The organism is Brevundimonas sp. CURTG3B2_SDJG (assembly GCF_057364705.1).
Map to the genome: position 1 here is coordinate 1 of NZ_JBNFOJ010000013.1, position 20737 is coordinate 20737.

Here is a 20737-nt window from a genome sequence, read left to right on the forward strand (position 1 = left end):
CTTGGCGCGCTGGGCGGCTTCGGCGGCTTCCACCTTGGCGGCGGCTTCGGCCTCGGCGCGGTCGGCTTCGCGCTGGGCGCGCTCGGCGGCGCGTTCCTGGGCCTTCTTGCCCGGCTGCGCCTTGTTCGGGTTGTTGCCCTGGACCCACTTCACCTTGCCGGCCAGCGCTTCGTCCTGCGACAGGAAGCGGGCGACGCGGTCGGTCGGCTGGGCGCCCTTGCCCAGCCATTCGGCGATACGGTCGGCCTTCAGGACGACGCGCTTCTGCTCGCCGTCACGCGGCAGCATCGGGTTGTAGGAGCCCACGCGCTCGATGAACTTGCCGTCGCGCGGAGCGTGCGAGTCGGCGACGACGATGTAGTAGTAGGGGCGCTTCTTGGCGCCGCCGCGGGCCAGACGAATCTTCAGCATTGTCAGTCTCTTTCTAAAGTCGAAGTCTTATTTCTTGGGAGGGAAGCCCGGCAGGCCCGGAAGGCCCCCCGGAAGTTGTCCGCCGCCCAGGGACGCCATGCGGTCCTGGAGGGCTTTCAATTCGTCGGCGCTGGGCTCGGGCATCTTGCCCCCGCCCATCGCCTTCAGGCGCGCCATGTCCGGCCCGCCCATTCCGCCGCCGCCGAGACCGCCCAGCATGGCGGCCATCTGCTGCATCTTCTTCGGCCCGCCGCGCGACAGCGACTTGACCATGTCGGCCATCTGCCGGTGCTGCTTGAGCAGGCGGTTGATCTCCTGGACCTCGACGCCGGCGCCGCCGCCACCCGGCGCTTGCGGCTGGCGTTCAGAAGGTCGGGCTTCTTGCGCTCGGCCTTGGTCATCGAGCTGATGATGGCTTCCTGGCGCGCGATCATCCGGTCGTCGATGTTGGCGTCGGCCATCTGGGCCTTCATCTTGGCCACGCCGGGCAGCATGCCCATGATGCCTTGAAGCCCGCCCATGCGCTTCATCTGCGCCAGCTGGCCGGCCAGGTCGTCCAGGTCGAACTGCCCCTTGGCCAGCTTCCGGGCCATCTTCTCGGCCTTGGCCTGGTCCAGCTCCTGGCTGGCCTTCTCGACCAGGGCGACGATGTCCCCTTGACCCAGGATGCGGCCGGCGACGCGGCGGGCGTCGAACACGTCCAGCGCATCGACCTTCTCGCCGGCGCCCAGATACTTGATCGGCAGGCCGGTGACCGCCCGCATCGACAGCATGGCCCCGCCGCGGCCGTCGCCGTCGGCGCGGGTCAGGACCAGGCCGGTCAGCGGCAGGCGTTCGTGGAAGGCCTTGGCGGTGCGCACCGCGTCCTGGCCGGTCAGGCTGTCGGCGACCAACAGGGTCTCGACCGGCTTGGAGGCGGCGGCGACTTCCGCCACCTCGGCCATCAGCGCCTCGTCCAGGGTGATCCGGCCGGCGGTGTCCAGGATCAGGACGTCGAAGCCCTGCAGCTTGGCCGACTGCAGGGCGCGCTTGGTGATCTGGACCGCGCTCTCGCCCTTGACGATCGGCAGGGTGGCGACCTCGATCTGCCGGCCCAGGGTCTCCAGCTGTTCCATGGCCGCCGGACGACGCGTGTCCAGCGAGGCCATCATGACCTTCTTCTTGTCGAACTTGGTCAGGCGTAGCGCCAGCTTGGCCGAGGTCGTCGTCTTGCCCGAGCCCTGCAGGCCGGCCATCAGCACGACGGCGGGCGGCGCGGCGTTCAGATTGATGGGGACCGGTTCCTCGCCGCCCAGCATCTCGACCAGGCCGTCGTAGACGATCTTGACGACCTGATCGGCCGGCTTGACCGCGCGGATGACCTCCTCGCCGGTGGCGCGCTCGGTGGCGAAGGCGATGAAGTCCTTGACGACGGGCAGGGCGACGTCGGCCTCGAGCAGGGCCACGCGCACTTCGCGCATCGCCTCGGCCACGTCCTTTTCGGACAAGGCGCCGCGACCGGTGATCCGGTCGAAGACCCCTGTCAGCCGCTCGTTCAGAGCCTCGAACATTCACTACCTCGTGGCGACGGGTGAACGGCTCCATACGACAACGGCCCCCGGCGACGATCACGTCGGCGGAGGGTTCTCGCCTGCCTCGTCCGGTCGAAACCGGGGTCGTGCAGGTGGAGACGCGAGGTTCACTTGCGTCGGAAGCGGCGGCTTATGAAGGAAAGTCGCGCGGTTGTCGACTCGTGAGCGAACAGGGCGCCCTCGATCCGTGGGACCGCACGTCTGGTTTCAGCGTTGTCGTTTGCGATGGCCAAGCTGGAAACCCCTGATACGGTGCCTGTCCCAGCCTCCCCGCTGCGAGACAAGACGATGAGCCCTGCCGCCGACGACCGGTTGCGCGACGACGTCCGCCTGCTGGGCGGCCTGTTGGGCGAGGTCATTCGCGACGAAGGCGGCCGCGAGCTCTATGACCGCATCGAAGCCGTGCGGCGGGTCTCGGTCGCCTGGCACCGCGACGCCGGCTCCGTCGACGCCGAACGTCTGGAGACCCTGCTAGGCGAGCTCAGCCTGGATCAGGCGGTCGGCCTGGCCCACGGCTTCGCGGTCTTCTCCCTGCTGGCCAACGTCGCCGAGGACCGCGCCGGCAAGCGCCGGGCGCAGAGCCAGACGATCCTGGCCCAGACCGGTCAGGAGGCGCGCCCCGACACCCCCGAAGGCGCGTTGCAGCGGCTCGCCGCCGCCGGACGGTCCCACGCCGAGGCCCGGGATCTGCTGGCCGGCGCCCTGATCTCGCCGGTCCTGACCGCCCACCCGTCCGAGGTGCGGCGCAAGAGCGTCATCGACCGGATCGCCGCCGTCTCGGATCTGCTGGACGTATGCGACCAGAACGGCGCGGCCTGCGATCTGGACGCCCGCAACGCCGCCCTGCGCCGCCAGACCACCATCCTGTGGGCCACGCGCCTGGCCCGCCAGACCGGTCTGAAGGTGCAGGACGAGATCGATACCGTCGTCTCCTTCCTGGAGCGGGTCTTCCTGCACGTCGTTCCGGCCCAGCTGGCCGACTGGCGCAGGCGTCTGGACGCGCCGGACCTGGAGCCCTTCATCCGCATCGGCACCTGGGTCGGCGGCGACCGCGACGGCAATCCCAACGTCGACGGCGAGGTGCTGAGCGCCGCCTTCCGCAGCCAGGCCCGCGCGGTCCTGCGCTTCTATCTGGAGGAGGTGAACGCCCTGGGCGCCGAGCTCAGCCTGTCGGCCTCCCTGGCCGAGGTCTCGCCCAGGCTCGCCGCCCTGGCCGAGGCTTCCGGAGACGTCTCGCCGCATCGCGCCGACGAGCCCTACCGCCGGGTGCTGAGCCACGTCTACGCCCGGCTCGCGGCGACCCACCCCCTGCTCACCGGCCAGCCCGCCCCGCTCGCGGCCCAGTTCGCGGCCTCGCCCTACGACGGCCCCGACGCCTTCCGCGAGGACTTGCGCGTCATCCAGGACAGCCTGTCGGCCCATCACGCGGCGTCTTCGCCGACGACCGTCTCGCTCGGCTGATCACCGCCGCCGACGTATTCGGCTTCCACATGGCCACGCTGGACCTGAGGCAGAACGCGGACGTGCACGAGCGCGTCGTCGCCGACCTGCTGCGCGTCGCCGGCGTCTGTGCGGACTACGCGGCCCTGGACGAGGAGCGCCGGCTGTCCTTGCTTTCCAGCGAACTCGCCTCGGGCCGCCTGCTGTTCAACCCCTTCGAGACCTATGCCGAGGAGACGCTGAAGGAACGCGCCATCCTGCAGGCCGCGGCCCGGACGCTCGCGCTGTTCGGTTCCCAGGCGATCCGCACCCACATCGTCTCCAAGACCGACGCGGCCTCCGACCTTCTGGAAGTCTATCTGCTGATGAAGGAAGTCGGTCTCTACCGGCCCGAACAGCCTGAGGCCTGCCCGATCCAGGCCGCGCCCCTGTTCGAGACCATCGGCGACCTGCGGGCGTCCCGGCCGACCCTGGAGCGCCTGCTGGCCGAGCCCTCCGCCCGCGCGGTCGCCCGGGCGCGCGGGGTCCAGGAGGTGATGATCGGCTATTCCGACTCCAACAAGGACGGCTCCTACCTGACCTCCACCTGGGAGCTCCACCAGGCCTCGCGGGCCCTGCTTCAGGTCACCGACGCCGCCGGGCTCAGGCTTCAGCTGTTCCACGGCCGGGGCGGGGCCGTGGGCCGGGGACGGCGGCTCCAGCTTCGCCGCCGTCCTGGGCCAGCCGCAGGGCACGGTCCAGGGCCGCATCCGCGTCACCGAGCAGGGCGAGGTCATCGCCAACAAGTACGGCGAGCCCGAAGTCGCGCGCCGGAACCTGGACGCCCTGACCAGCGGCGTCCTCCTGGCCTCCCTGGCCCCGCCGCCGGACGCCGAGCTGACGGCGCGGCACGGACCGACCATGGACCGGCTGTCGAAAGCCTCGATGGCCGCCTACCGGGCGCTGGTCTACGACACGGACGGCTTCGTCGACTATTTCCGCGCCGCGACCCCGATCGCCGAGATCGCCGACCTGAAGATCGGCTCCCGGCCGGCGTCGCGCACCGCCTCGACCGCCATCGAGGACCTGCGCGCCATCCCCTGGGTGTTCAGCTGGAGCCAAAGCCGCGTCATGCTGCCCGGCTGGTTCGGCTTCGGCTCGGCCGTGGCCGGCCTGGAGGTCGAGGAGCTGCGGGCCATGCACCGCGACTGGCCCTTCTTCCGCACCCTGGTGCAGAACATGGAGATGGTCATGGCCAAGGCCGACATGACCATCGCCCGCCGCTACGCCGGCCTGGTCCCCGACAGGGCCCTGGCGGATCGGATCTTCGCCGCCATCCTGGCCGAGTGGGACCGGACCGAGGCGGCGGTGCTGGCGATCACCGACCAGGACGCCCTTCTGGGGGGACAGCCCGAGCTGGACCGGCTGATCCGGTTGCGCATGCCCTATGTGGAGCCCCTGAACCACGTCCAGGTCGAGTTGATCCGCCGCCGCCGGGCCGGCGACGACGATCCCCGCGTCCGGGAAGGCATTCTCCTGGCGCTGAACGGGGTGGCCGCCGGGCTGCGAAACAGCGGGTGATCGCCGCTCACGTGTCGGCGAATTAATCCAGGGTCTCGATTTCGCCGCCGAACCCTCACGCTGTTGAAACAGCCCGGGCGCATCTCCCGCCTCGTCGCCGCCCCCGAGCGACCAAAGCGTTCCCAGGAGACCGCCATGAAGATTCTCGCTTCTCTGACCGCCGCCCTCGTTCTCGCCGCCGCCGGATCCGCCTCCGCCCAGGAGGCCCGGATCGCCTGGAGCGACCTGGATTTGACGACCGCGGCCGGCGCCGCCGCGTTCGACGCCCGGATCGAGGCCGCCGCGCGCAAGATATGCCGCGACAGCCGGCGCACGGGCAGCAACGTCAGCGACCGGGCGCTTTGCCGCGCCGCCGTCCAGTCCGAAGCGGTCCGTGCGCTGCCCGAGGCCGTGCGGGCCGACTACGCCCTCAGCCGTACGCCCCTTACGGTCTGAGCGAGCGGACGGGAGCCGTCCGCGTCCCTGCCGGGCGGCTCCCGTGCCTCGACATAAGCTTACCTTGTTGTTGGCTTTGCCATTCTCACCCTGAAGTCACGGAATCATCACGGTCGCCGTCTGGCGGACGTCACCTATGCCTATCATTGGCTTGTCGTCGCCACTCCCGCGACTGGAGATGTTCCGATGACCAGAACCCTGATTTCCCTCGCCGCCTTCACGCTTCTGACCGCCGGCTCGGCCGCGGCCCAGGACAGCATCCGCGTCTCTCCGGATGGCCTGGACCTGTCGACGCCCGCCGGCGCGGCGGCGTTCGACGCTCGGGTGGCCGCCGCCGCCCGTGAAGCCTGCACGACGGCGTCGCGCAGGACCCCCAGCGCGGTCTGCGTCCGACAGATCCAGCGTGAAGCCGTTCGCCAACTGCCGCAGTCCCGTCAGGACGACTACGCCCGGGCTCGCCGTCGCGACGGCCTCCAGGCCATGGTCTCGCCCGCCTGGCTGGCGTGATCCGGTTACGGGCAAGGGAAGGCCGGCGGATTCGCATCCGCCGGCCCTCGTCTTTCAATCGTCGGCGGCCGTTCGAAGGGGTCATTGAGCCTCTTCGAGCGCCGCGCGTCTAGGACGTCGGGAAGCCGCGCACCTTCAGCAGCGCCCGGACGTCCGGATCACGACCGCGGAAGGCGCGATAGGCCTCGGCGCGGTCCACGGTGTTGCCTGGGGCCAACATGATCTCCTTGAAGCGGCGCGCGATATCCGGGTTGAACACGTCGCCCGACTCTTCGAAATAAGCCCAGGTGTCGGCGTCCATCGTCTCGGACCACAGGTACGAGTAATAGCCGGCTGAATAGGCGTCCGAGGTGAACAGGTGATTGAACTGCGGCAGGCGGTGCCGCATCACGATCTCCTTGGGCATGCCGTACCGCTCCAGCGACGCCTTCTCGAAAGCGTCGATGTCGGTCGGCGGCGTCGCCTGGGTATGCAGGTCCATGTCGACCAGCGCCGACGACAGATAGCTGACCGTCGCATAGCCCTGGTTGAACGTGGCCGCCGCCTCGACCTTGTCGATCAGGGCCTGCGGCATCGATTGTCCGGTCACCGCGTGCTTCAGATAGCCGTCCAGGATCGGACGGGTCAGCACCCAGTGTTCGTGCACCTGGGACGGATACTCCACGAAGTCCCGCGGGGTGCCGCCCAGGGCCGGGTAGACCACCGTCGACGAATAGGCGTGCAGGGTGTGGCCGAACTCGTGGAACAGGGTCTCCGCGTCGTCCAGAGAGATCAGGATCGGCTCGCCGCCCTCCGCCTTGATGAAATTGTTGTTGTTCGAGCCGAGCGTGTTCTTCGGTCCGTCGAATGTCGAATGCGATCGGTAGGTCGTCATCCAGGCGCCCGAGCGCTTGCCCGGCCGGCGTAGTCGTCGGCATAGTAGAGCCCGATCGGACGCCCCGCGTCCTTGACCTCGTAGACCACCACGTCCGGATGCCAGACCGGCACGGTCCCTTCGGCCAGCTTGTCGAAGGTGAAGCCGTACAGCCGACGCGCCATCTCGAACGAGCCGGCGCGGACGTTGTTCAGCTCGAAGTACGGCTTCAGCTCGTTCTGATCCAGGTCGTACTTCTGCTTCCGGACCTTCTCGGCGTAGTACAGATAGTCCCACGGCTCGATGTCGTGGCCGGCGATCGCGCGCATGTCGGCGACCTCCTCGGCCACCCGGGCCTTGGCCGGCGCCCAGACGCGGTTCATCAGATCGAACGCCGCGGCCGGGGTCTTGGCCATGGTGTCCTGCATCCGCAGTTCGGCGTGGTTGTTGTAGCCCAGCAGGCGGGCCCGCTGCTGACGCAGGGCCACGATCTCGGCGATGGTCGCATTGGTGTCGTTGGCGTCGCCGTTGTCGCCCCGGTTGACGAACTTGCGCCACACCTGTTCGCGCAGGTCCCGGTCGTCGGCGAAGGTCAGGAACGGGTCCACGCTCGAGCGGGTGTTGACGATCACCCAGCCCTGCAGATTGCGCGATCGGGCGGCCGCGGCGGCGGCGGCCTTGTTGGACGCCGGCATGCCGGCCATGCCCGCCTCGGTCGGAATGACCGTCCAGGTCTTCTCGTCGTTGACCACCTTCTGGCTGAAGGCGGTGAAGGCGTTGGCGAGCGCGGTGTTGATCCGGCCCAGCTCGGCCTTGCCGGCGGCGTCCAGCGCCGCGCCCGAACGGATGAAGCTGTCGCGGCTGCGCACGGCGATCCGCTTCTGCTGGGCGTCCAGGCCCATGGCGTCGGCGTTGTCGGCGACGGTCTTCACGCGCTGGAACAGCTTCTCGTTGAAGCTGATCTCGTCGGACGCAGCCGACAGCAGGGGCGACACTTCCGTGTCGACGGCGTTGTAGTCGTCCGAGCCGATGTTGGAGGTCATCACCCCGTAGATCGAACCGGCCAGGTCCAGCGGCTCGCCCGCCATCTGCATGGCGACCAAGGTGTTGGCGAAGGTCGGCGCCTCGGGGTTGTTGGCGATGGCGTTGTAGTCGGCGCGCTGCAGTTCGATGCCCTCGATCAGGGCCTCACGCAGCTTGGCGGCCGTCACCTTATCCCACGGGGGCACGCGCCGTACGGCCGTCCAGGGCTGCAGCAGCTCCGCACGGGGCGTCTGCACCGGCAGGACGGCGCGGGCGACGCGCGCGTCCTCGGCCAGGGTGGCGGCGGACGCGCCGCGCCGCCGGTCATCGCCAGGCCCGTCGAGGCCACGCCCGAGAGCGCCATGAAGCTGCCTCCAGCAATGAGAAGGTGTCGTCTGTGCACGGGGAAACTCCATCTGCGCCCATCGTTCCGGGGAACCTAGGCCCTCGTCCGCCCGGCGTCACATGACAGGGCTGTAATCTTCGGCCATGGACGTCGGAGGGCGCGCCGTCTAAAGCCCCGCCCATGGCGATTGGCGTATTCGACTCCGGTGTCGGCGGGCTGACGGTCCACCGCGAACTGACCCGACGGTTCCCCGAGCGGGACTTCGTCTATCTGGCCGACCAGGCCAACGCCCCCTATGGCGGCCGCGGCGGCGAGGAGATCGTCGACTTGACCCGGGCCGGCTGCGAAAGGCTGTTCCAGGCCGGGGCCAACGTCATCGTCCTGGCCTGCAACACCGCTTCCGCCATCGCGCTTCGCCGCCTCCAGCAGACCTGGGTGCCCGAGGCCCGCGAGCGGCACGGCCGCCCGGTCAATGTGCTGGGCATCATCGTCCCGACCATCGAGGCCGCCACCGGCCTGCCCTGGACCTACGAGGCCGAGCGACGCGGGGACAAGGTCGAGGCCATCGACATCACCGGCGTCTTCTGCACGGCGGCCACGGCCATGAGCCGGGTCTACGAGATCGAGATCGACAAGCGCCGCGAGGACCTGGCGGTCTTCTCCGAGCCCTGTCCCGGCCTGGCCGGGCTGATCGAGCTCGGCGCCCCGGCCGAGGAGCTGGAGGTCGTGGTCAGGGATCACGTCGACGCCCTGCGCCGCCGGATCGGCCGCCATCCCGACAAGGCCATCCTGGGCTGCACCCACTACGAGATCGTCGCCGAGGTCTTCGCCGCGGCCCTGCCGCCCGGCACGGCCCTGATCCACCAGCCTTCCGCCGTCGCCGACGCCCTGGAGCGCTATTTCGAACGCCATCCCGAATACGCGCTCGGCGGCTCCGGCCGGCGCGACTTCCTGACCAGCGGCAAGCCGGGCCCGCAGTCGGAACTGGTCAGCCAGTTCTGGGGCGCCCCGCTGACCTTCCAACCGGCCTGAGCGGGCCCGGATCGAAGGCGGGGCTTGACGCCGAACGTCGTTCGTCGCCCCATGACGCCGGGAGGACCGACCATGTTCAAATCCCTGCTCGCCGGCGCCGTCGCCGCGATCGCCCTGACGGCCGCCGGCCCCGTCGCGGCCGAGGTCGTCGAACGCAGCGCCGACCACTTCGTCCTGCGCTACGTCACGACCGTGGAGACCACGCAGGAAGACCTGGTCGCCGCGCTCGAGGACATCGGGAGCTGGTGGAATCCCGCCCACACCTACAGCGGCGATTCCCACAATCTGCATCTCTCGCTCGATCCCGGGACCTGCTTCTGCGAGGCCATGCCCGACGGGTCGACCTTCGAGCACGGCAGCGTCTACGAATACGATCCGGAGACCGGGGTGCTGATCGACGCCGCTCTTGGGCCGCTCAAGGGCAAGGCCGACCGGGCTGACTGGAGCATCGGCTGGACCGGCGGCGCAGGCGGCGCCGGCTGGGACGTCGTGATGACCTACGTCGTCCGCGGGCGTGGCCTGGGCGCCTACGCCGACGGCGTCGACGCGGTCATGCAGGACCAGTTCAGCCGCTTCACCCGGTATATCCATTACGGGCCCGAGGCGCCGGAGGCGTAGCCTCCCACCCCTGCAGCCTGAGCCACAGCTCGATCGCGAGCAGGTTGGGGACCCAGCACAGGAAGGCGATGGCCTGGTAGGCCGTCGGGAAGTCCACGCCCGTCAGCGGCGAGAGCGGGATCATGATCCGCAGCGTCACCGCCGCGAAAGTCAGCGACAGGCTGCGGATCATCCACCGGCGGTGCTGGCGAATTCGCCCGCGACCGCTTTGCGCCACGCCAGCGTCGTGGTCCCGAACCAGGCCGCCGCCAGCAGGCCGAACCCCGCGCCCGCCACCGGCCCCCGCCGGCGTGGTCGCGGCGAGGCCGAAACCCGCCACGGCGCCAAGCAGGCAGGCGAAGACGTAGACCCGGCCCGCGACCCTGTGCCAGGTCCGCCGGGGGCCGCGCCAGGTGACAAGCTGGAGGGATCCGAGCGCCAGGGCCGTGACCCCGCCGACGACGTGCGTCAGGAAGATGAAAGGTCGGGCCTCCAGGTGCGGCGCCATGCTGTCGGCCAGGACCGGATCGGGAAATAGGAAGCGGGCGCTGAACAGCGCCGTCGTCAGGCAGAGCAGAAGCATCAGGCCGAAGCCGGCCGTCGTGACCACGCGTCGCATCGTCGAACCTCACGGAAAAGCGACGGCCCGCTTGAACCGTCCCGCCGCACCGTGCAGCTTCCGTTTCGTGAACGGGGCGGCCCGTTTCGTGAACGGAGCGCGCGTGTCGGCGGTCGAACTGAAACGAAGCCTGGGGCGGGTGCGGCTGGGCCGGTCCGGCGCGGTCGAGATCTTCGGACTGTCGCTCTTCGGCCTCTTCCTGGCGGCCATCTCGGCCTACGACAGCGAGGGCGTGCCGACGCTTCACCGCTATCTCTATTGGCAGTTCGCCCTGATCGGGGGCGGGCCATCGCCGCCCTTATCGAGCCCTGGGTCGCCGCCCGCCTTCCGGGCCGCCCGTCCTGTTCGTCCTGGCCCAGTTGGCGGCCATGACCCCGCCGATTTCGCTGTGGGTCGCCTGCCTGCCCACCCTGCTGTGGAGCGTCGCCTTCAGGCCCGAGAAGATCCTCTCGACCATGCCCAGCGTCCTGACCGTCAACGTCGCCATCGTCGGCCTGGCCTGGCTGGTGCGGGTCGGCGTTCGCGGCGGCGCCCAAGGCCGCGCCCCCGGACGGCGTCGCGCCCCACGCGATCCGGGCCAAGCTGCCGCCGCGGCTGGCCAGGGCCCGCCTCATCGCCGTCGAGGCCGAGGACCACTACCTGCGCATCCGCACCGACGCCGGGTCGGACCTGGTGTTGATGCGGTTCGGGGACGCCCTGGGCGCCCTGGCCGGCGCGGACGGCTTCCGCACGCACCGCTCCTGGTGGGTGGCCCGCTCGGCCGTGGAGACCGCCTGCTGGAAAGGCGGGCGAGGCGAACTGAGACTGGCCGACGGATCGGCGGCGCCGGTCAGCCGGACCTACGCCGCCGCCCTGAAGGAAACCGACTGGGCCGCGCCTCGGGCGGGGGCGCCGGCCTAGGTTCAATCGACATTCAGTCGATAGCCTTCGCCTCTCGAACCCTTGCTTTCCGTCATGGGCGGGCTTGTCCCGGCCATCCATGATCGCGACTGGCGCCCTGGAGGTCTCGACCTCCGCCTTTCGTGTTCATGGATTCCCGGCACAGGGCCGGGAATGACGGGTTTGAATGTCGATTGACCCTAGATCGCCAGCGCCGTTTCCGAAGCGACGATCCGGCTCGCCGCATGGACCACCGCGCCGATGCGCAGGGCCGTCTGCACCTGCAGGGCCGGCACCCCATGCTTGCGCAGCTCGCCCTCGTGGGCGTCCAGGCAGGCGCCGCAGCCGTTGATCGCCGACACCGCCGTCGACCACAGCTCGAAATCCATCTTCTCGACGCCCGGATTGCCGATCACGTTCATCCGCAGCTTGGCCGGGATGGAGGTGTACTCCTGGTTCTTCATCAGGTGCAGCGACCGGTAGTAGATGTTGTTCATGCCCATGATGGCGGCCGCGGCCTTGGCCGCGTTCATCGCCTCGGGCGTCAGGATCGCGGCGGCCTGAGCCTCGATCGCCTTCACCACGGGACCGACGCCGATGGCGTGCGCCGAGGCGACGAAACAGCCCCATTTCTGCTGGTCGTTCAGCACCGTCTCGGACGCCAGCGAAGACAGATTCAGCGAGATGTCCTTGCCATAGGCGGGAATGAGCTCGCGCAGCGCGTCGATCGACATGTCTAGCTCCTGGTGGGCTATCGCTCGCGGCGCGACCGCTCGCTGCTTGAGCCCGATCTGTGCGTAAAGGAAATAGGCGCACGGCGTCTGCGCTCAAGCAGGCCGCGACCGCGTCGCGGCCGATAGCGCCCAAAAATTAAGCGAGCAGCGAAAAGGCGGCGGCGCGAACACCGCCGCCTTCCGCAAGCCCCGTCGGCCGCCCTTAGGCGGCGAGCGTCTCGCCGCCCACCGGGCGGTTGCAGGCGCACAGCTCATCGGTCTGCAGGGCGTCGACGACGCGCAGCGTGTCCGCCGGCGCGCGGCCGACGTTCAGGTTGGTGACATAGACGTGCTGCACGACGTTGTGCGGGTCGACCACGAAGGTGGCGCGGAGCGCGACGCCTTCTTCCTCGTTCAGAACGCCCAGTTCACGGGCGAACTTGCCGCCGTTGTCGGCGAACTGCCAGATCGGCAGCTTCGACAGGTCGGCGTGGTCCCGGCGCCAGGCCAGCTTGACGAACTCGTTGTCGGTCGATCCGCCCAGGACCACCGTGTCGCGGTCCTCGAAGTCCTTGCCCAGGCGCGCGAACTCGGCGATCTCGGTCGGGCACACGAAGGTGAAGTCCTTCGGGTAGAAGAAGATCACCTTCCACTTGCCCTCGAAGCTCTCATTGGTGATCGGCTCGAACGCCGACACGCCGTTCTCTTCGTGGCTGTTGAAGCCCGGCTTCACGCCGATGATCTTGAATTCCGGCAGTTTTTGACCGACGCCCAGCATCGCTGTTCTCCTTGGTGGGTCCAGAGTTGGGAACTTGGAAGCGCCGAGGGAGCGGCGCCGCGACCGCGAAATGCCGCGTGCAGTGCACAAAGTCAATGATTGGAAAACGCTAATCACGATCGATAATATCTATCGTCGCCATAGTCCCGCCCCATCCTGACGAAACCCTGCCGGTGCTTTACGGCGACCGGCGATACGCCCAGGCTTCGGAAGTCCTCAAAGGAGTTTCCCGATGCGCCGTTTGACCGCCGTTCTCCTGATCGCCGCCGCCGCCCTTCCGTCGGTCGCCGCGGCCCAGACCCCACCCGCCGTTGTCGGCGAGCGCTACGTGCCCGCGCCTTGGTGGATGCGCGATCCGGTGATCGCCTCGGTCGGCTACGTCCGGACCGAAGTCCCCGCCAACCGGGCCGCTTTCGGGGCCAGCTTCCAGTCCATCGACCGCAGCGCCGCCGAGGCGTCGCGCAAGGCCGCCGACCAGGTCCGCGCTCTCAGCCAGGCGCTGGCCGCCTATGGCGTCGATAAGGTCCGCGTCGAGACCAGCATCACCACCCGGCCCCTCTACGACCAGTACCGCGACGAGAACGGCGTCCTGCGCGACAACGTCCGCGCCGACCGCATCGAACGCTACCAGGCCGACGCCGCCGTCTCGATCACCATCCGCGACATCTCGGTTCTGGAGCGCGTTTACGCCACCGTCACCGCCTCGCAGCCGACGGCGGTCGGCAACGTCTCCTTCAGCCTCGACCCCGAGAACGCCATGAAGACCTGGCTCCAGGGCGAGGCGGTCAAGGACGCGGCGCGGCGCGCGCGCGAGGCGGCCTCCAACGCCGGAACCACCCTCGGCGGCGTTCGCGTCATCGACCCCACCGGCCGGGCCTGCGAGACCGACGTCCTGGCCGGCTGGCCGTCGTACGGCGGCGGCGAGGAGCAGGCGACCACCGTCGAGGATTCGTTCTCGGCCCGGGCCAGCTACATGATCGCGCCCGCGCCCCCTCCTCCGCCGGCCGCGGAAGGCGCCGGCCCCACCGAGGCCCAGATCGAGGCGGCGCGCCTAGCGTTGCAGCCGCCCTTGCGCGAGCTGACCGATCGCGCCTGCGTGGTCTACGGCCTGGGCTGAAACGGCGCCGCTTGACGCTTCGGCCGCATCGCGCGACCGAGGCGTCATGGCCTCGACCTTCAAAGCCGACCCCGCCTTCGACGCCGGCTCCGTCGTCGTCTGCGACTGGGACCTGTGCCAGGTCCGCCTGCAGGACGACGCCCGTTCCCCTGGCTGATCCTCATTCCCCGCCGGGAAGGGCTGCACGAGATCGAGGACCTGTCCCAGGCCGAGCGCGCCCTTCTGGTGGAGGAGGTCGTGCGCGCCGGGGACGTCGTGCGGGCGCTGGGGGAGGCGGCCTTCCGGCCGGTGCAGAAGCTGAACGTCGCGGCCCTCGGCAACGTCACCGCCCAGCTTCACGTGCATGTCGTCGGCCGCCGTCACGACGACGGCCTTTGGCCGGATCCGATCTGGGGCCGGGGTCAGGCCATACCCTATGGGAATGCTCTCCAGGCCGAAGTGTCCCGCGCCCGCGTCAGTCAGGCCGGCTGACCGTCACCGCCCGTTCGCGGCCCCCCGCCGTCAGCATGCCGCGCCAACCGGCGCCCGACGCTTCCAGCCTCAGGACGCCCATTCCCTCCAGGGTCAGCGTGTGGCCGTCCGCCGTGGCCGCACCGGCGCCGGCCTCGCCGCGCCAGCCACCCTCCACCAGCCCGCCCCGGTCGCTGAGCGCCAGGCCGAACAGCGCCTGACCCCGCGCGTCTGCGACCCGCCAGATCCCGTCCAGCGCACCCGCGGTCTGGTCGACGCGGATCTCCGCGGAGGCGACGCCCTGGTCGTAGGCCGCTTCGGTGTCGTCCGGCGAGAACTCGTAGGACCGCGCATAGGCGTCGACGGTGACGGGCGCCTCGATCGGCCGGCGATGCGTCTCGGTCTCCCCGTCCCCCTGGGCCGCCTCCCGCCCGAAGTCGGACGGCGGCTCGAACGGCCGGATCGCCGGCGCCTCGTACAGACGCAGCGTGGACGGATGCGGCGCGGCCTGCTGCGCCAGCAGGCCCGCGAAGGCGGCGACGATGAACCCCGACATGAAAGGAAGGCTGCCGCGAGCACGCGCGCTCGGCTAGTGCATGCAGGTCACAGACGAATTCGTGATTCCGGCGTGATCGGTGCTCACGCCGCCCGAGGACGAACGGAATCGCCTCATCGACCTTGGCCGCGTTGACCCCCCCGCCCGTGCTGACTAAAGCCAGATCACCGATTTCGAGCGCCTGATTTCCTTCGGGTTTTTGAGAACCATTCGCATTATGACGAGCTCTCCCTTGCCGGGCGACGCCTCCAACGATCCGGCGACCGATCAGACCGGCCGGTTCGTGAAGCAGCCCAACGGCCGCGTCCGCCCGCTTTCGCCCCATCTCCAGGTCTGGCGCTTCCACATCACCATGACCGGGTCGATCCTGAACCGCGTCGCGGCGGGAGCCCTGTCGGTCGGCGCGCTGTTCGTCGCCGCCTGGCTGGCCGCCGCCGCCTTCGGCCCCGAGGCCTATGCGGCCTACGCCGGCGTCATGGGCTCGCCGCTGGGGCTGCTGGTCTGGTTCGGGCTCACCTGCGCCGCCGCCTACCACCTGACCTCGGGCGTACGGCACCTGATCTGGGACGCCGGCTCGGGCCTGTCGCCCAAGGCCGCCGACCAGCTGACCTGGGCCAGCATCGTCGCCGCCGTCGTCATCGCCGTCGGCTTCTGGGCCGTTCTGTTCGCCAGCGGAAAGGTGGTCCTGTGAGCAAGCCCGTCCGCTTCGTGAAGAACGTGAAGGTCTCCGAGCGCCACGGCGCCGGCGAGTGGAAGGCCGAGCGCCTGTCCTCCCTGACCCTGATCCCGCTGGCCCTGTGGGGTCTGTGGAGCGCCTGGACGCTCTCCGGCTCCGGATACGACGGCGCCGCCGACTGGTTCCGCGGCCCGGTCAACGCCGTCCTGCTGGGGCTCACCCTCCTGGTCAGCGTCTGGCACATGAACATGGGCCTGAAGGTCATCGTCGACGACTACATCCACAAGCCGTCGTCGCGCACGGCCCTGCTGGTCTTCATCGGCGCGCTGTGCCTTCTGCTGGCGGCGGCCGGCGTCTTCTTCATCGTGCGCCTGGCGCTGGGCTCGGCCCCGCTTCCGGCCGGTTTCGGAGCCTGATCGGTGGCCGCTTACGAATTCGTCGATCACGAATATGACGTCGTCGTCCTGGGCGCGGGCGGCTCGGGCCTGCGCGCCGCGCTCGGCGCCGCCCAGCAGGGGCTGAAGGTCGCCTGCGTCACCAAGGTCTTCCCGACCCGTTCGCACACCGTCGCGGCCCAGGGCGGCATCTCCGCCTCGCTGGGCAACATGGGCGAGGACCACTGGCAGTGGCACATGTACGACACCGTCAAGGGGTCGGACTGGCTGGGCGACCAGGACGCCATCGAATACCTGGTCCGCAACGCGCCCAAGGCCGTCTACGAGTTGGAGCACTGGGGCGTGCCCTTCTCGCGCACCGACGCGGGCACGATCTACCAGCGCGCCTTCGGCGGCATGACCCGGAACTTCGGCGAGGGCCCGGTGCAGCGCACCTGCGCCGCCGCCGACCGCACCGGCCACGCCATCCTGCATACTCTGTACGGCCAGTCGGTCCGTCGCGAGGTCGAGTTCTTCATTGAGTATTTCGGCCTCGACCTGATCATGCAGGACGGCGCCTGCACCGGCCTGACCGCGCTCAAGCTGGACGACGGAACCCTGCACCGCTTCCGCGCCAAGCTGGTCATCCTGGCCACCGGCGGCTACGGCCGCGCCTACTTCTCGGCCACCTCGGCCCACACCTGCACCGGCGATGGCAACGCCATGGTGCTGCGCGCCGGCCTGCCGCTGCAGGACATGGAGTTCGTCCAGTTCCACCCGACCGGCATCTACGGCGCCGGCTGCCTGATCACCGAGGGCGCGCGCGGCGAAGGCGGCTACCTGACCAACTCGGAAGGCGAGCGCTTCATGGAGCGCTATGCGCCGACCGTGAAGGACCTCGCCCCCCGCGACATGGTCAGCCGCTCCATGACCATCGAGATCCGCGAGGGGCGCGGCGTCGGTCCGAACAAGGACCACATCTTCCTGCACCTGGACCACCTGGACCCGGCCATCCTGCACGAGCGCCTGCCGGGCATCTCGGAGTCGGCCAAGATCTTCGCCGGCGTCGACGTCACCAAGGCGCCGATCCCGGTCCTGCCGACCGTCCACTACAACATGGGCGGCATCCCCACGAACTATCACGGCGAGGTTCTGACCTTGCGCGACGGGAACCCGGACTCGGTCGTGCCCGGCCTGATGGCCGTGGGCGAGGCGGCCTGCGTTTCGGTGCACGGCGCCAATCGCCTGGGTTCGAACTCCCTGACCGACTTGGTGGTGTTCGGCCGCGCCGCGGGCCTGCGCGCCGGCGAGATCGTCGACAAAGCCGCCAAGGTCCCGGACGCCCCGGCCGCCACGACCGACGGCCACCTGGCCCGTCTGGATCGCTTCCGGAACGCCAACGGCTCGACCCCGACGGCCAAGCTGCGGGTGGAGATGCAAAGGGCCATGCAGTCGGACGCGGCGGTGTTCCGCACCGGCAAGACCCTGGAGGAGGGCGTCGCCAAGCTGCGCGCCATCCACGCTCAGGGCGCGGACATCAAGACCACCGACCGCGGCCTGATCTGGAACACCGACCTGGTCGAGACGCTGGAGTACGACAATCTGATCGACCAGGCGCTGGTCACCATCGAGGGCGCGCTGAACCGCACCGAGAGCCGCGGCGCCCATGCCCGCGAGGACTTCCCGGACCGCGACGACGTGAACTGGATGAAGCACACCCTGGCCTGGAAGACCCCGGGCGACCAGGTGAAGATCGACTACCGTCCGGTCCACAAATACACGATGTCCGACGAGGTCGCGTACATCGAGCCCAAGGCGCGGGTTTACTGATCATGGTCCAGCTCACCCTCCCCCGCGGCTCCAAGCCCACCTCCGGCAAGGTCCACAAGGCCCCGGCCGGCGCCAAGAACGTCAAGACCTACAAGGTCTATCGCTACGACCCCGAGGTCGACGCCGACCCGCGCTGGGACGTCTACGAGGTATCGGCCGACGCGCACGGGCCGATGCTGCTGGACGCCCTGATCCACATCAAGAACGAGATCGACCCGACCCTGACCTTCCGGCGCTCGTGCCGCGAGGGCATCTGCGGCTCGTGCTCGATGAACATCGACGGCCGCAACGCGCTGGCCTGCACCAAGGGCATGGACGAGTGCGCGTCCTCGACCATCGCCATCGCGCCCTTGCCCCACCAGCCGGTGGTCAAGGACCTGGTGACGGACCTCAGCCTGTTCTACGCCCAGTACGACTCCATCCAGCCCTGGCTGCAGTCCGATACTCCGGACCCGGAGAAGGAGCGGCTGCAGTCGCCCGAGGAGCGCGCCAAGCTGGACGGCCTGTACGAGTGCATCCTGTGCGCCTGCTGCTCGACCTCCTGCCCCAGCTACTGGTGGAACCAGACCGAGTACCTGGGGCCGGCGGCCCTGCTGCAGTCCTACCGCTGGATCGCCGACTCCAGGGACGACGCCACGGACAAGCGCCTGGACGACCTGGAAGACCCGTTCAAGCTCTACCGCTGCCACACCATCATGAACTGCGCCCAGGTGTGCCCGAAGGGCCTGAACCCGGCCAAGGCGATCGCCGAGACCAAGAAGCTGATGGTCTCTCCCTCGCGCAAGAAGACCCCGGCGGCGGCCTGACGTGACGGACGCGGCCGAGGTCCTGCTGTTCTCCTACGGGACGCTCCAGGATCCGGCTGTCCAGCACGCCAACTTCGGCCGCCGGCTCGACGGGACGCCCGACGCCCTGCCGGGCTTCCGCACCGACTGGGTCCAGATCGTCGATCCCGAGGTGATCGCCGAGAGCGGCCTGACTCGCCATCCGATCGTGCGCCCCAGCACCGACCCGGCCGACCGGGTCGCGGGAACGGTTTTCCGGATCACGCCGGCGGAGCTCGAGGCCGCCGACGCCTACGAGGTGGATGACTACCGCCGCGTCAGCGTGCAACTGGCTTCGGGCCTGGACGCCTGGGTGTATGTGGCGGTCGATCGGTGACGGAGGCGCTCGTCCCCTCGGCTGAAGCGTCGCCCGTTCTCATCAACTGGGCGACGATGACCACCTTCTATGTCCAGCCTCAGTTCAAGGGGCAGAAGCTGAACTCGGCGACCTGTTTCGCGGTCAGCGACCGGGGCAGGTGGTTCTTGGTCACGAACCGGCACGTTGTGACAGGCGTCGACCAGCACACGGGCTTCATTCAGGACAGGCACGGGCGGGCGCCGGATCAGCTCGCGATCGTGCTGCCCTCTTCGAGGCTGGGGCAAGACTGGTACGTGCACGGCGAGCCCCTGTACGATGAAGAGGGAACGCCGTTGTGGACCGAGCATCCCGCGCTGGGCTCGCAGGTCGACGTCGTCGCCCTCGAATTCCACCGGCCGCCCCAGGCGCGCTGTTTCGGGGCCATGCTCGACGACATCGACGACTTCACGGTCGGTCCCGGGGATCCCGTCACGGCGATCGGCTACAAGGGCGGAGAAGCGGATTTCGCCTTCTTCGCGCAATGGATCCAATGCAAGCTCGAGACCCCGTTGGCGGACCACCAACACGGCCTTCCCCGGTTTTTGATCCGCGGGTCCGTCGCGGGCGGGTCCTCTGGATCATCGGTGGTGGCTTATCGCGATAACGCCGAAACCCTCATCCGTTCCGACGGGTCGGCGATAGGCAGCAACTGGACCAGCCGCCTCCTCGGGGTCTATAGCGGCCGCCTTCTGAAACAGCAGACGGACGATCCCGACCAGCAGGTTGGCGTGGTCTGGAACCTGCAATGTCTCCGCGACATCGTCCACGCGGCCGGTCAGCGCGCAGCCTGAGTCGGCCTCCGAGTTTCCGCGTTCCGGAACGTGTGCTAGCAGCCCTCCGACATGGCCAAGATCACCTATATCGAGCACGACGGGACCGAGCATTCGGTCGAGGTCAAGAACGGCCTCAGCGTCATGGAGGGCGCGATCCGCAACAACGTGCCCGGCATCGACGCCGACTGCGGCGGCGCCTGCGCCTGCGCCACCTGCCACGTCTATGTCGACGAGGCCTTCCAGGCCGAGACCGGCCGCGCCTCCGCCATGGAGGAGTCGATGCTGGACTTCGCCGAGAACGTCCAGCCGAACAGCCGCCTGTCCTGCCAGATCCGGGTTTCCGACGATCTGGACGGCCTGATCGTCCGCCTGCCGGAAAACCAGCACTAGGGACCTTCCGTCCCCCGCTTCCCCCGGGCGCCGGACATTTTCCGATTCCCGACCTGTCGCGCGCGTCCAAGCCGCTGGAATCCCTGGCCCGACACCTTGTCTCAGCATCATCTTCCCGCCGGGGGAAGCGGCCCTCCGACAATGGAGGGATGAGCAAGCAGAGCGCCTTCACCAACGAGGTCTGGGAGACCGTGATCGGTCCCCGCTATCGCGACGACCGGACCGTCACCGGCAAGCAGATCGCTAACGAGCTGGGCATCCACGAGACCACCCTGAGTTCGCAGATGCGACGACGCGGCTTCTATCGGAACACGGTGCGAAAAAAAGCGCCGGAGGGTTTCGCGCCCGACCCGGAGCGGCCGACGCCGGCCCAGCTGGTGCGCTTCGACTTCGACGTCGAGCGGCCCGAGGCGGCCGCAGCCGAAATCCTGGCCCGCGCCCATTCGGCGGCGGACGAGGGCCGGCTGGGGCATTTCAAGGATCTGCTGCGCTGCCTGGCGATGGTGCGGCGGCTGGGCCGACTGGCGCCCGAAGACACCGCGGAGGAGGCGGGCTTCGGCCTGGCCGACATCGACCCCCTGGCCGGCCTGACCCTGGAACCCGGCCCAGCGGCCGCCGCGGCCCA

The 20737-nt window shown here is 69.2% G+C and carries 21 protein-coding genes and 4 pseudogenes; 18 read left to right on the plus strand and 7 right to left on the minus strand.

The window, feature by feature from the left end; translation table 11 throughout:
- Together rpsP and ffh are read right to left on the minus strand one after the other, a co-directional pair.
- The coding region (rpsP, locus tag AC2W7C_RS01550; protein WP_485999861.1) for a 30S ribosomal protein S16 at positions 1 to 411 on the minus strand (411 nt) is incomplete at its 3' end.
- Positions 412 to 438: 27 nt separating this feature from the next.
- Positions 439 to 1961: pseudogene (gene ffh, locus AC2W7C_RS01555) on the minus strand (signal recognition particle protein).
- Positions 1962 to 2270: 309 nt separating this feature from the next.
- Here ffh and AC2W7C_RS01560 point away from each other — a divergent pair.
- The 5 genes and pseudogenes from AC2W7C_RS01560 (at position 2271) to AC2W7C_RS01580 (ending at position 5924) form a co-directional block, all read left to right on the plus strand.
- Positions 2271 to 3443, plus strand: coding sequence for a phosphoenolpyruvate carboxylase (locus AC2W7C_RS01560; protein WP_485999862.1), 1173 nt, complete (start codon positions 2271 to 2273; stop codon positions 3441 to 3443).
- Between the two features lie 29 nt (positions 3444 to 3472).
- Positions 3473 to 4051: pseudogene (locus AC2W7C_RS01565) on the plus strand (phosphoenolpyruvate carboxylase); the annotation flags it as partial.
- A gap of 73 nt (positions 4052 to 4124) precedes the next feature.
- Positions 4125 to 4982, plus strand: a pseudogene (locus AC2W7C_RS01570) (phosphoenolpyruvate carboxylase); the annotation flags it as partial.
- 135 nt (positions 4983 to 5117) lie between these two features.
- Positions 5118 to 5417, plus strand: coding sequence for a UrcA family protein (locus AC2W7C_RS01575; RefSeq protein WP_485999863.1), 300 nt, complete (start codon positions 5118 to 5120; stop codon positions 5415 to 5417).
- A gap of 186 nt (positions 5418 to 5603) precedes the next feature.
- Positions 5604 to 5924 (plus strand): UrcA family protein, encoded by a 321-nt coding sequence (locus AC2W7C_RS01580; protein WP_485999864.1) that lies wholly within the window; start codon positions 5604 to 5606, stop codon positions 5922 to 5924.
- A gap of 109 nt (positions 5925 to 6033) precedes the next feature.
- On the opposite strand, the pseudogene AC2W7C_RS01585 reads toward AC2W7C_RS01580, so the two are convergent.
- Positions 6034 to 8216: pseudogene (locus AC2W7C_RS01585) on the minus strand (M3 family metallopeptidase).
- 110 nt (positions 8217 to 8326) lie between these two features.
- Here AC2W7C_RS01585 and AC2W7C_RS01590 point away from each other — a divergent pair.
- Entirely contained in the window at positions 8327 to 9178 is an 852-nt protein-coding gene (locus AC2W7C_RS01590) for a glutamate racemase (RefSeq protein WP_485999865.1), read from the plus strand.
- A gap of 72 nt (positions 9179 to 9250) precedes the next feature.
- A complete protein-coding gene (locus AC2W7C_RS01595; protein WP_485999866.1) occupies positions 9251 to 9796 on the plus strand; it encodes a hypothetical protein in 546 nt (181 codons plus the stop codon).
- Here the strand turns inward: AC2W7C_RS01595 and AC2W7C_RS01600 are convergent.
- Positions 9753 to 10385, minus strand: a complete 633-nt coding sequence (locus AC2W7C_RS01600) for a DUF2306 domain-containing protein (RefSeq protein ID WP_485999867.1) — start codon at positions 10383 to 10385, stop codon at positions 9753 to 9755. The genes AC2W7C_RS01595 and AC2W7C_RS01600 overlap by 44 nt on opposite strands.
- Positions 10386 to 11006: 621 nt before the next feature.
- On the opposite strand from AC2W7C_RS01600, the gene AC2W7C_RS01605 reads away from it, so the two are divergent.
- Positions 11007 to 11294 carry a LytTR family DNA-binding domain-containing protein gene (locus AC2W7C_RS01605; RefSeq protein WP_485999881.1) on the plus strand — a complete coding sequence of 96 codons (288 nt, stop codon included), beginning with the start codon at positions 11007 to 11009 and terminating at the stop codon, positions 11292 to 11294.
- Positions 11295 to 11473: 179 nt separating this feature from the next.
- Here the strand turns inward: AC2W7C_RS01605 and ahpD are convergent, their stop codons facing one another.
- Together ahpD and AC2W7C_RS01615 are read right to left on the minus strand one after the other, a co-directional pair.
- On the minus strand, positions 11474 to 12007 hold the full coding sequence (gene ahpD, locus AC2W7C_RS01610; RefSeq protein WP_485999868.1) for an alkylhydroperoxidase, AhpD family: 534 nt from the start codon (positions 12005 to 12007) through the stop codon (positions 11474 to 11476).
- 202 nt (positions 12008 to 12209) lie between these two features.
- Positions 12210 to 12764, minus strand: a complete 555-nt coding sequence (locus tag AC2W7C_RS01615; RefSeq protein ID WP_485999869.1) for a peroxiredoxin — start codon at positions 12762 to 12764, stop codon at positions 12210 to 12212.
- A 232-nt stretch (positions 12765 to 12996) separates the two neighbouring features.
- Between AC2W7C_RS01615 and AC2W7C_RS01620 the strand changes: the two genes are divergently transcribed.
- Together AC2W7C_RS01620 and AC2W7C_RS01625 are read left to right on the plus strand one after the other, a co-directional pair.
- The gene (locus AC2W7C_RS01620) at positions 12997 to 13881 is read left to right on the plus strand and encodes an SIMPL domain-containing protein (protein ID WP_485999870.1); all 885 of its coding nucleotides are present in this window, start codon (positions 12997 to 12999) and stop codon (positions 13879 to 13881) included.
- 114 nt (positions 13882 to 13995) lie between these two features.
- A complete protein-coding gene (locus AC2W7C_RS01625; RefSeq protein ID WP_485999871.1) occupies positions 13996 to 14352 on the plus strand; it encodes an HIT domain-containing protein in 357 nt (118 codons plus the stop codon).
- Here the strand turns inward: AC2W7C_RS01625 and AC2W7C_RS01630 are convergent.
- The gene (locus AC2W7C_RS01630; protein ID WP_485999872.1) at positions 14336 to 14887 is read right to left on the minus strand and encodes a hypothetical protein; all 552 of its coding nucleotides are present in this window, start codon (positions 14885 to 14887) and stop codon (positions 14336 to 14338) included. The genes AC2W7C_RS01625 and AC2W7C_RS01630 overlap by 17 nt on opposite strands.
- Positions 14888 to 15119: 232 nt before the next feature.
- Here AC2W7C_RS01630 and sdhC point away from each other — a divergent pair, with 232 nt between their 5' ends.
- The 8 genes from sdhC to AC2W7C_RS01670 form a co-directional block, all read left to right on the plus strand.
- The gene (sdhC, locus tag AC2W7C_RS01635) at positions 15120 to 15578 is read left to right on the plus strand and encodes a succinate dehydrogenase, cytochrome b556 subunit (RefSeq protein WP_485999873.1); all 459 of its coding nucleotides are present in this window, start codon (positions 15120 to 15122) and stop codon (positions 15576 to 15578) included.
- Positions 15575 to 15979, plus strand: coding sequence for a succinate dehydrogenase, hydrophobic membrane anchor protein (sdhD, locus tag AC2W7C_RS01640; RefSeq protein ID WP_485999874.1), 405 nt, complete (start codon positions 15575 to 15577; stop codon positions 15977 to 15979). The genes sdhC and sdhD overlap by 4 nt, the downstream gene beginning before the upstream one ends.
- 3 nt (positions 15980 to 15982) lie before the next feature.
- Positions 15983 to 17767: a succinate dehydrogenase flavoprotein subunit gene (gene sdhA / locus AC2W7C_RS01645; protein WP_485999875.1), complete on the plus strand. Its 1785-nt coding sequence runs from the start codon at positions 15983 to 15985 to the stop codon at positions 17765 to 17767.
- 2 nt (positions 17768 to 17769) lie between these two features.
- Positions 17770 to 18573 carry a succinate dehydrogenase iron-sulfur subunit gene (locus AC2W7C_RS01650; protein WP_485999876.1) on the plus strand — a complete coding sequence of 268 codons (804 nt, stop codon included), beginning with the start codon at positions 17770 to 17772 and terminating at the stop codon, positions 18571 to 18573.
- Position 18574: 1 nt separating this feature from the next.
- Positions 18575 to 18928 (plus strand): gamma-glutamylcyclotransferase family protein, encoded by a 354-nt coding sequence (locus tag AC2W7C_RS01655; RefSeq protein ID WP_485999877.1) that lies wholly within the window; start codon positions 18575 to 18577, stop codon positions 18926 to 18928.
- Positions 18925 to 19740 (plus strand): trypsin-like peptidase domain-containing protein, encoded by an 816-nt coding sequence (locus AC2W7C_RS01660; protein ID WP_485999878.1) that lies wholly within the window; start codon positions 18925 to 18927, stop codon positions 19738 to 19740. Before AC2W7C_RS01655 ends, AC2W7C_RS01660 begins: the two co-directional genes overlap by 4 nt.
- A gap of 51 nt (positions 19741 to 19791) precedes the next feature.
- Positions 19792 to 20112, plus strand: a complete 321-nt coding sequence (locus tag AC2W7C_RS01665; RefSeq protein WP_485999879.1) for a 2Fe-2S iron-sulfur cluster-binding protein — start codon at positions 19792 to 19794, stop codon at positions 20110 to 20112.
- A gap of 149 nt (positions 20113 to 20261) precedes the next feature.
- A partial coding sequence (locus AC2W7C_RS01670) for a hypothetical protein (protein WP_485999880.1) occupies positions 20262 to 20737 on the plus strand: 476 nt, incomplete at its 3' end.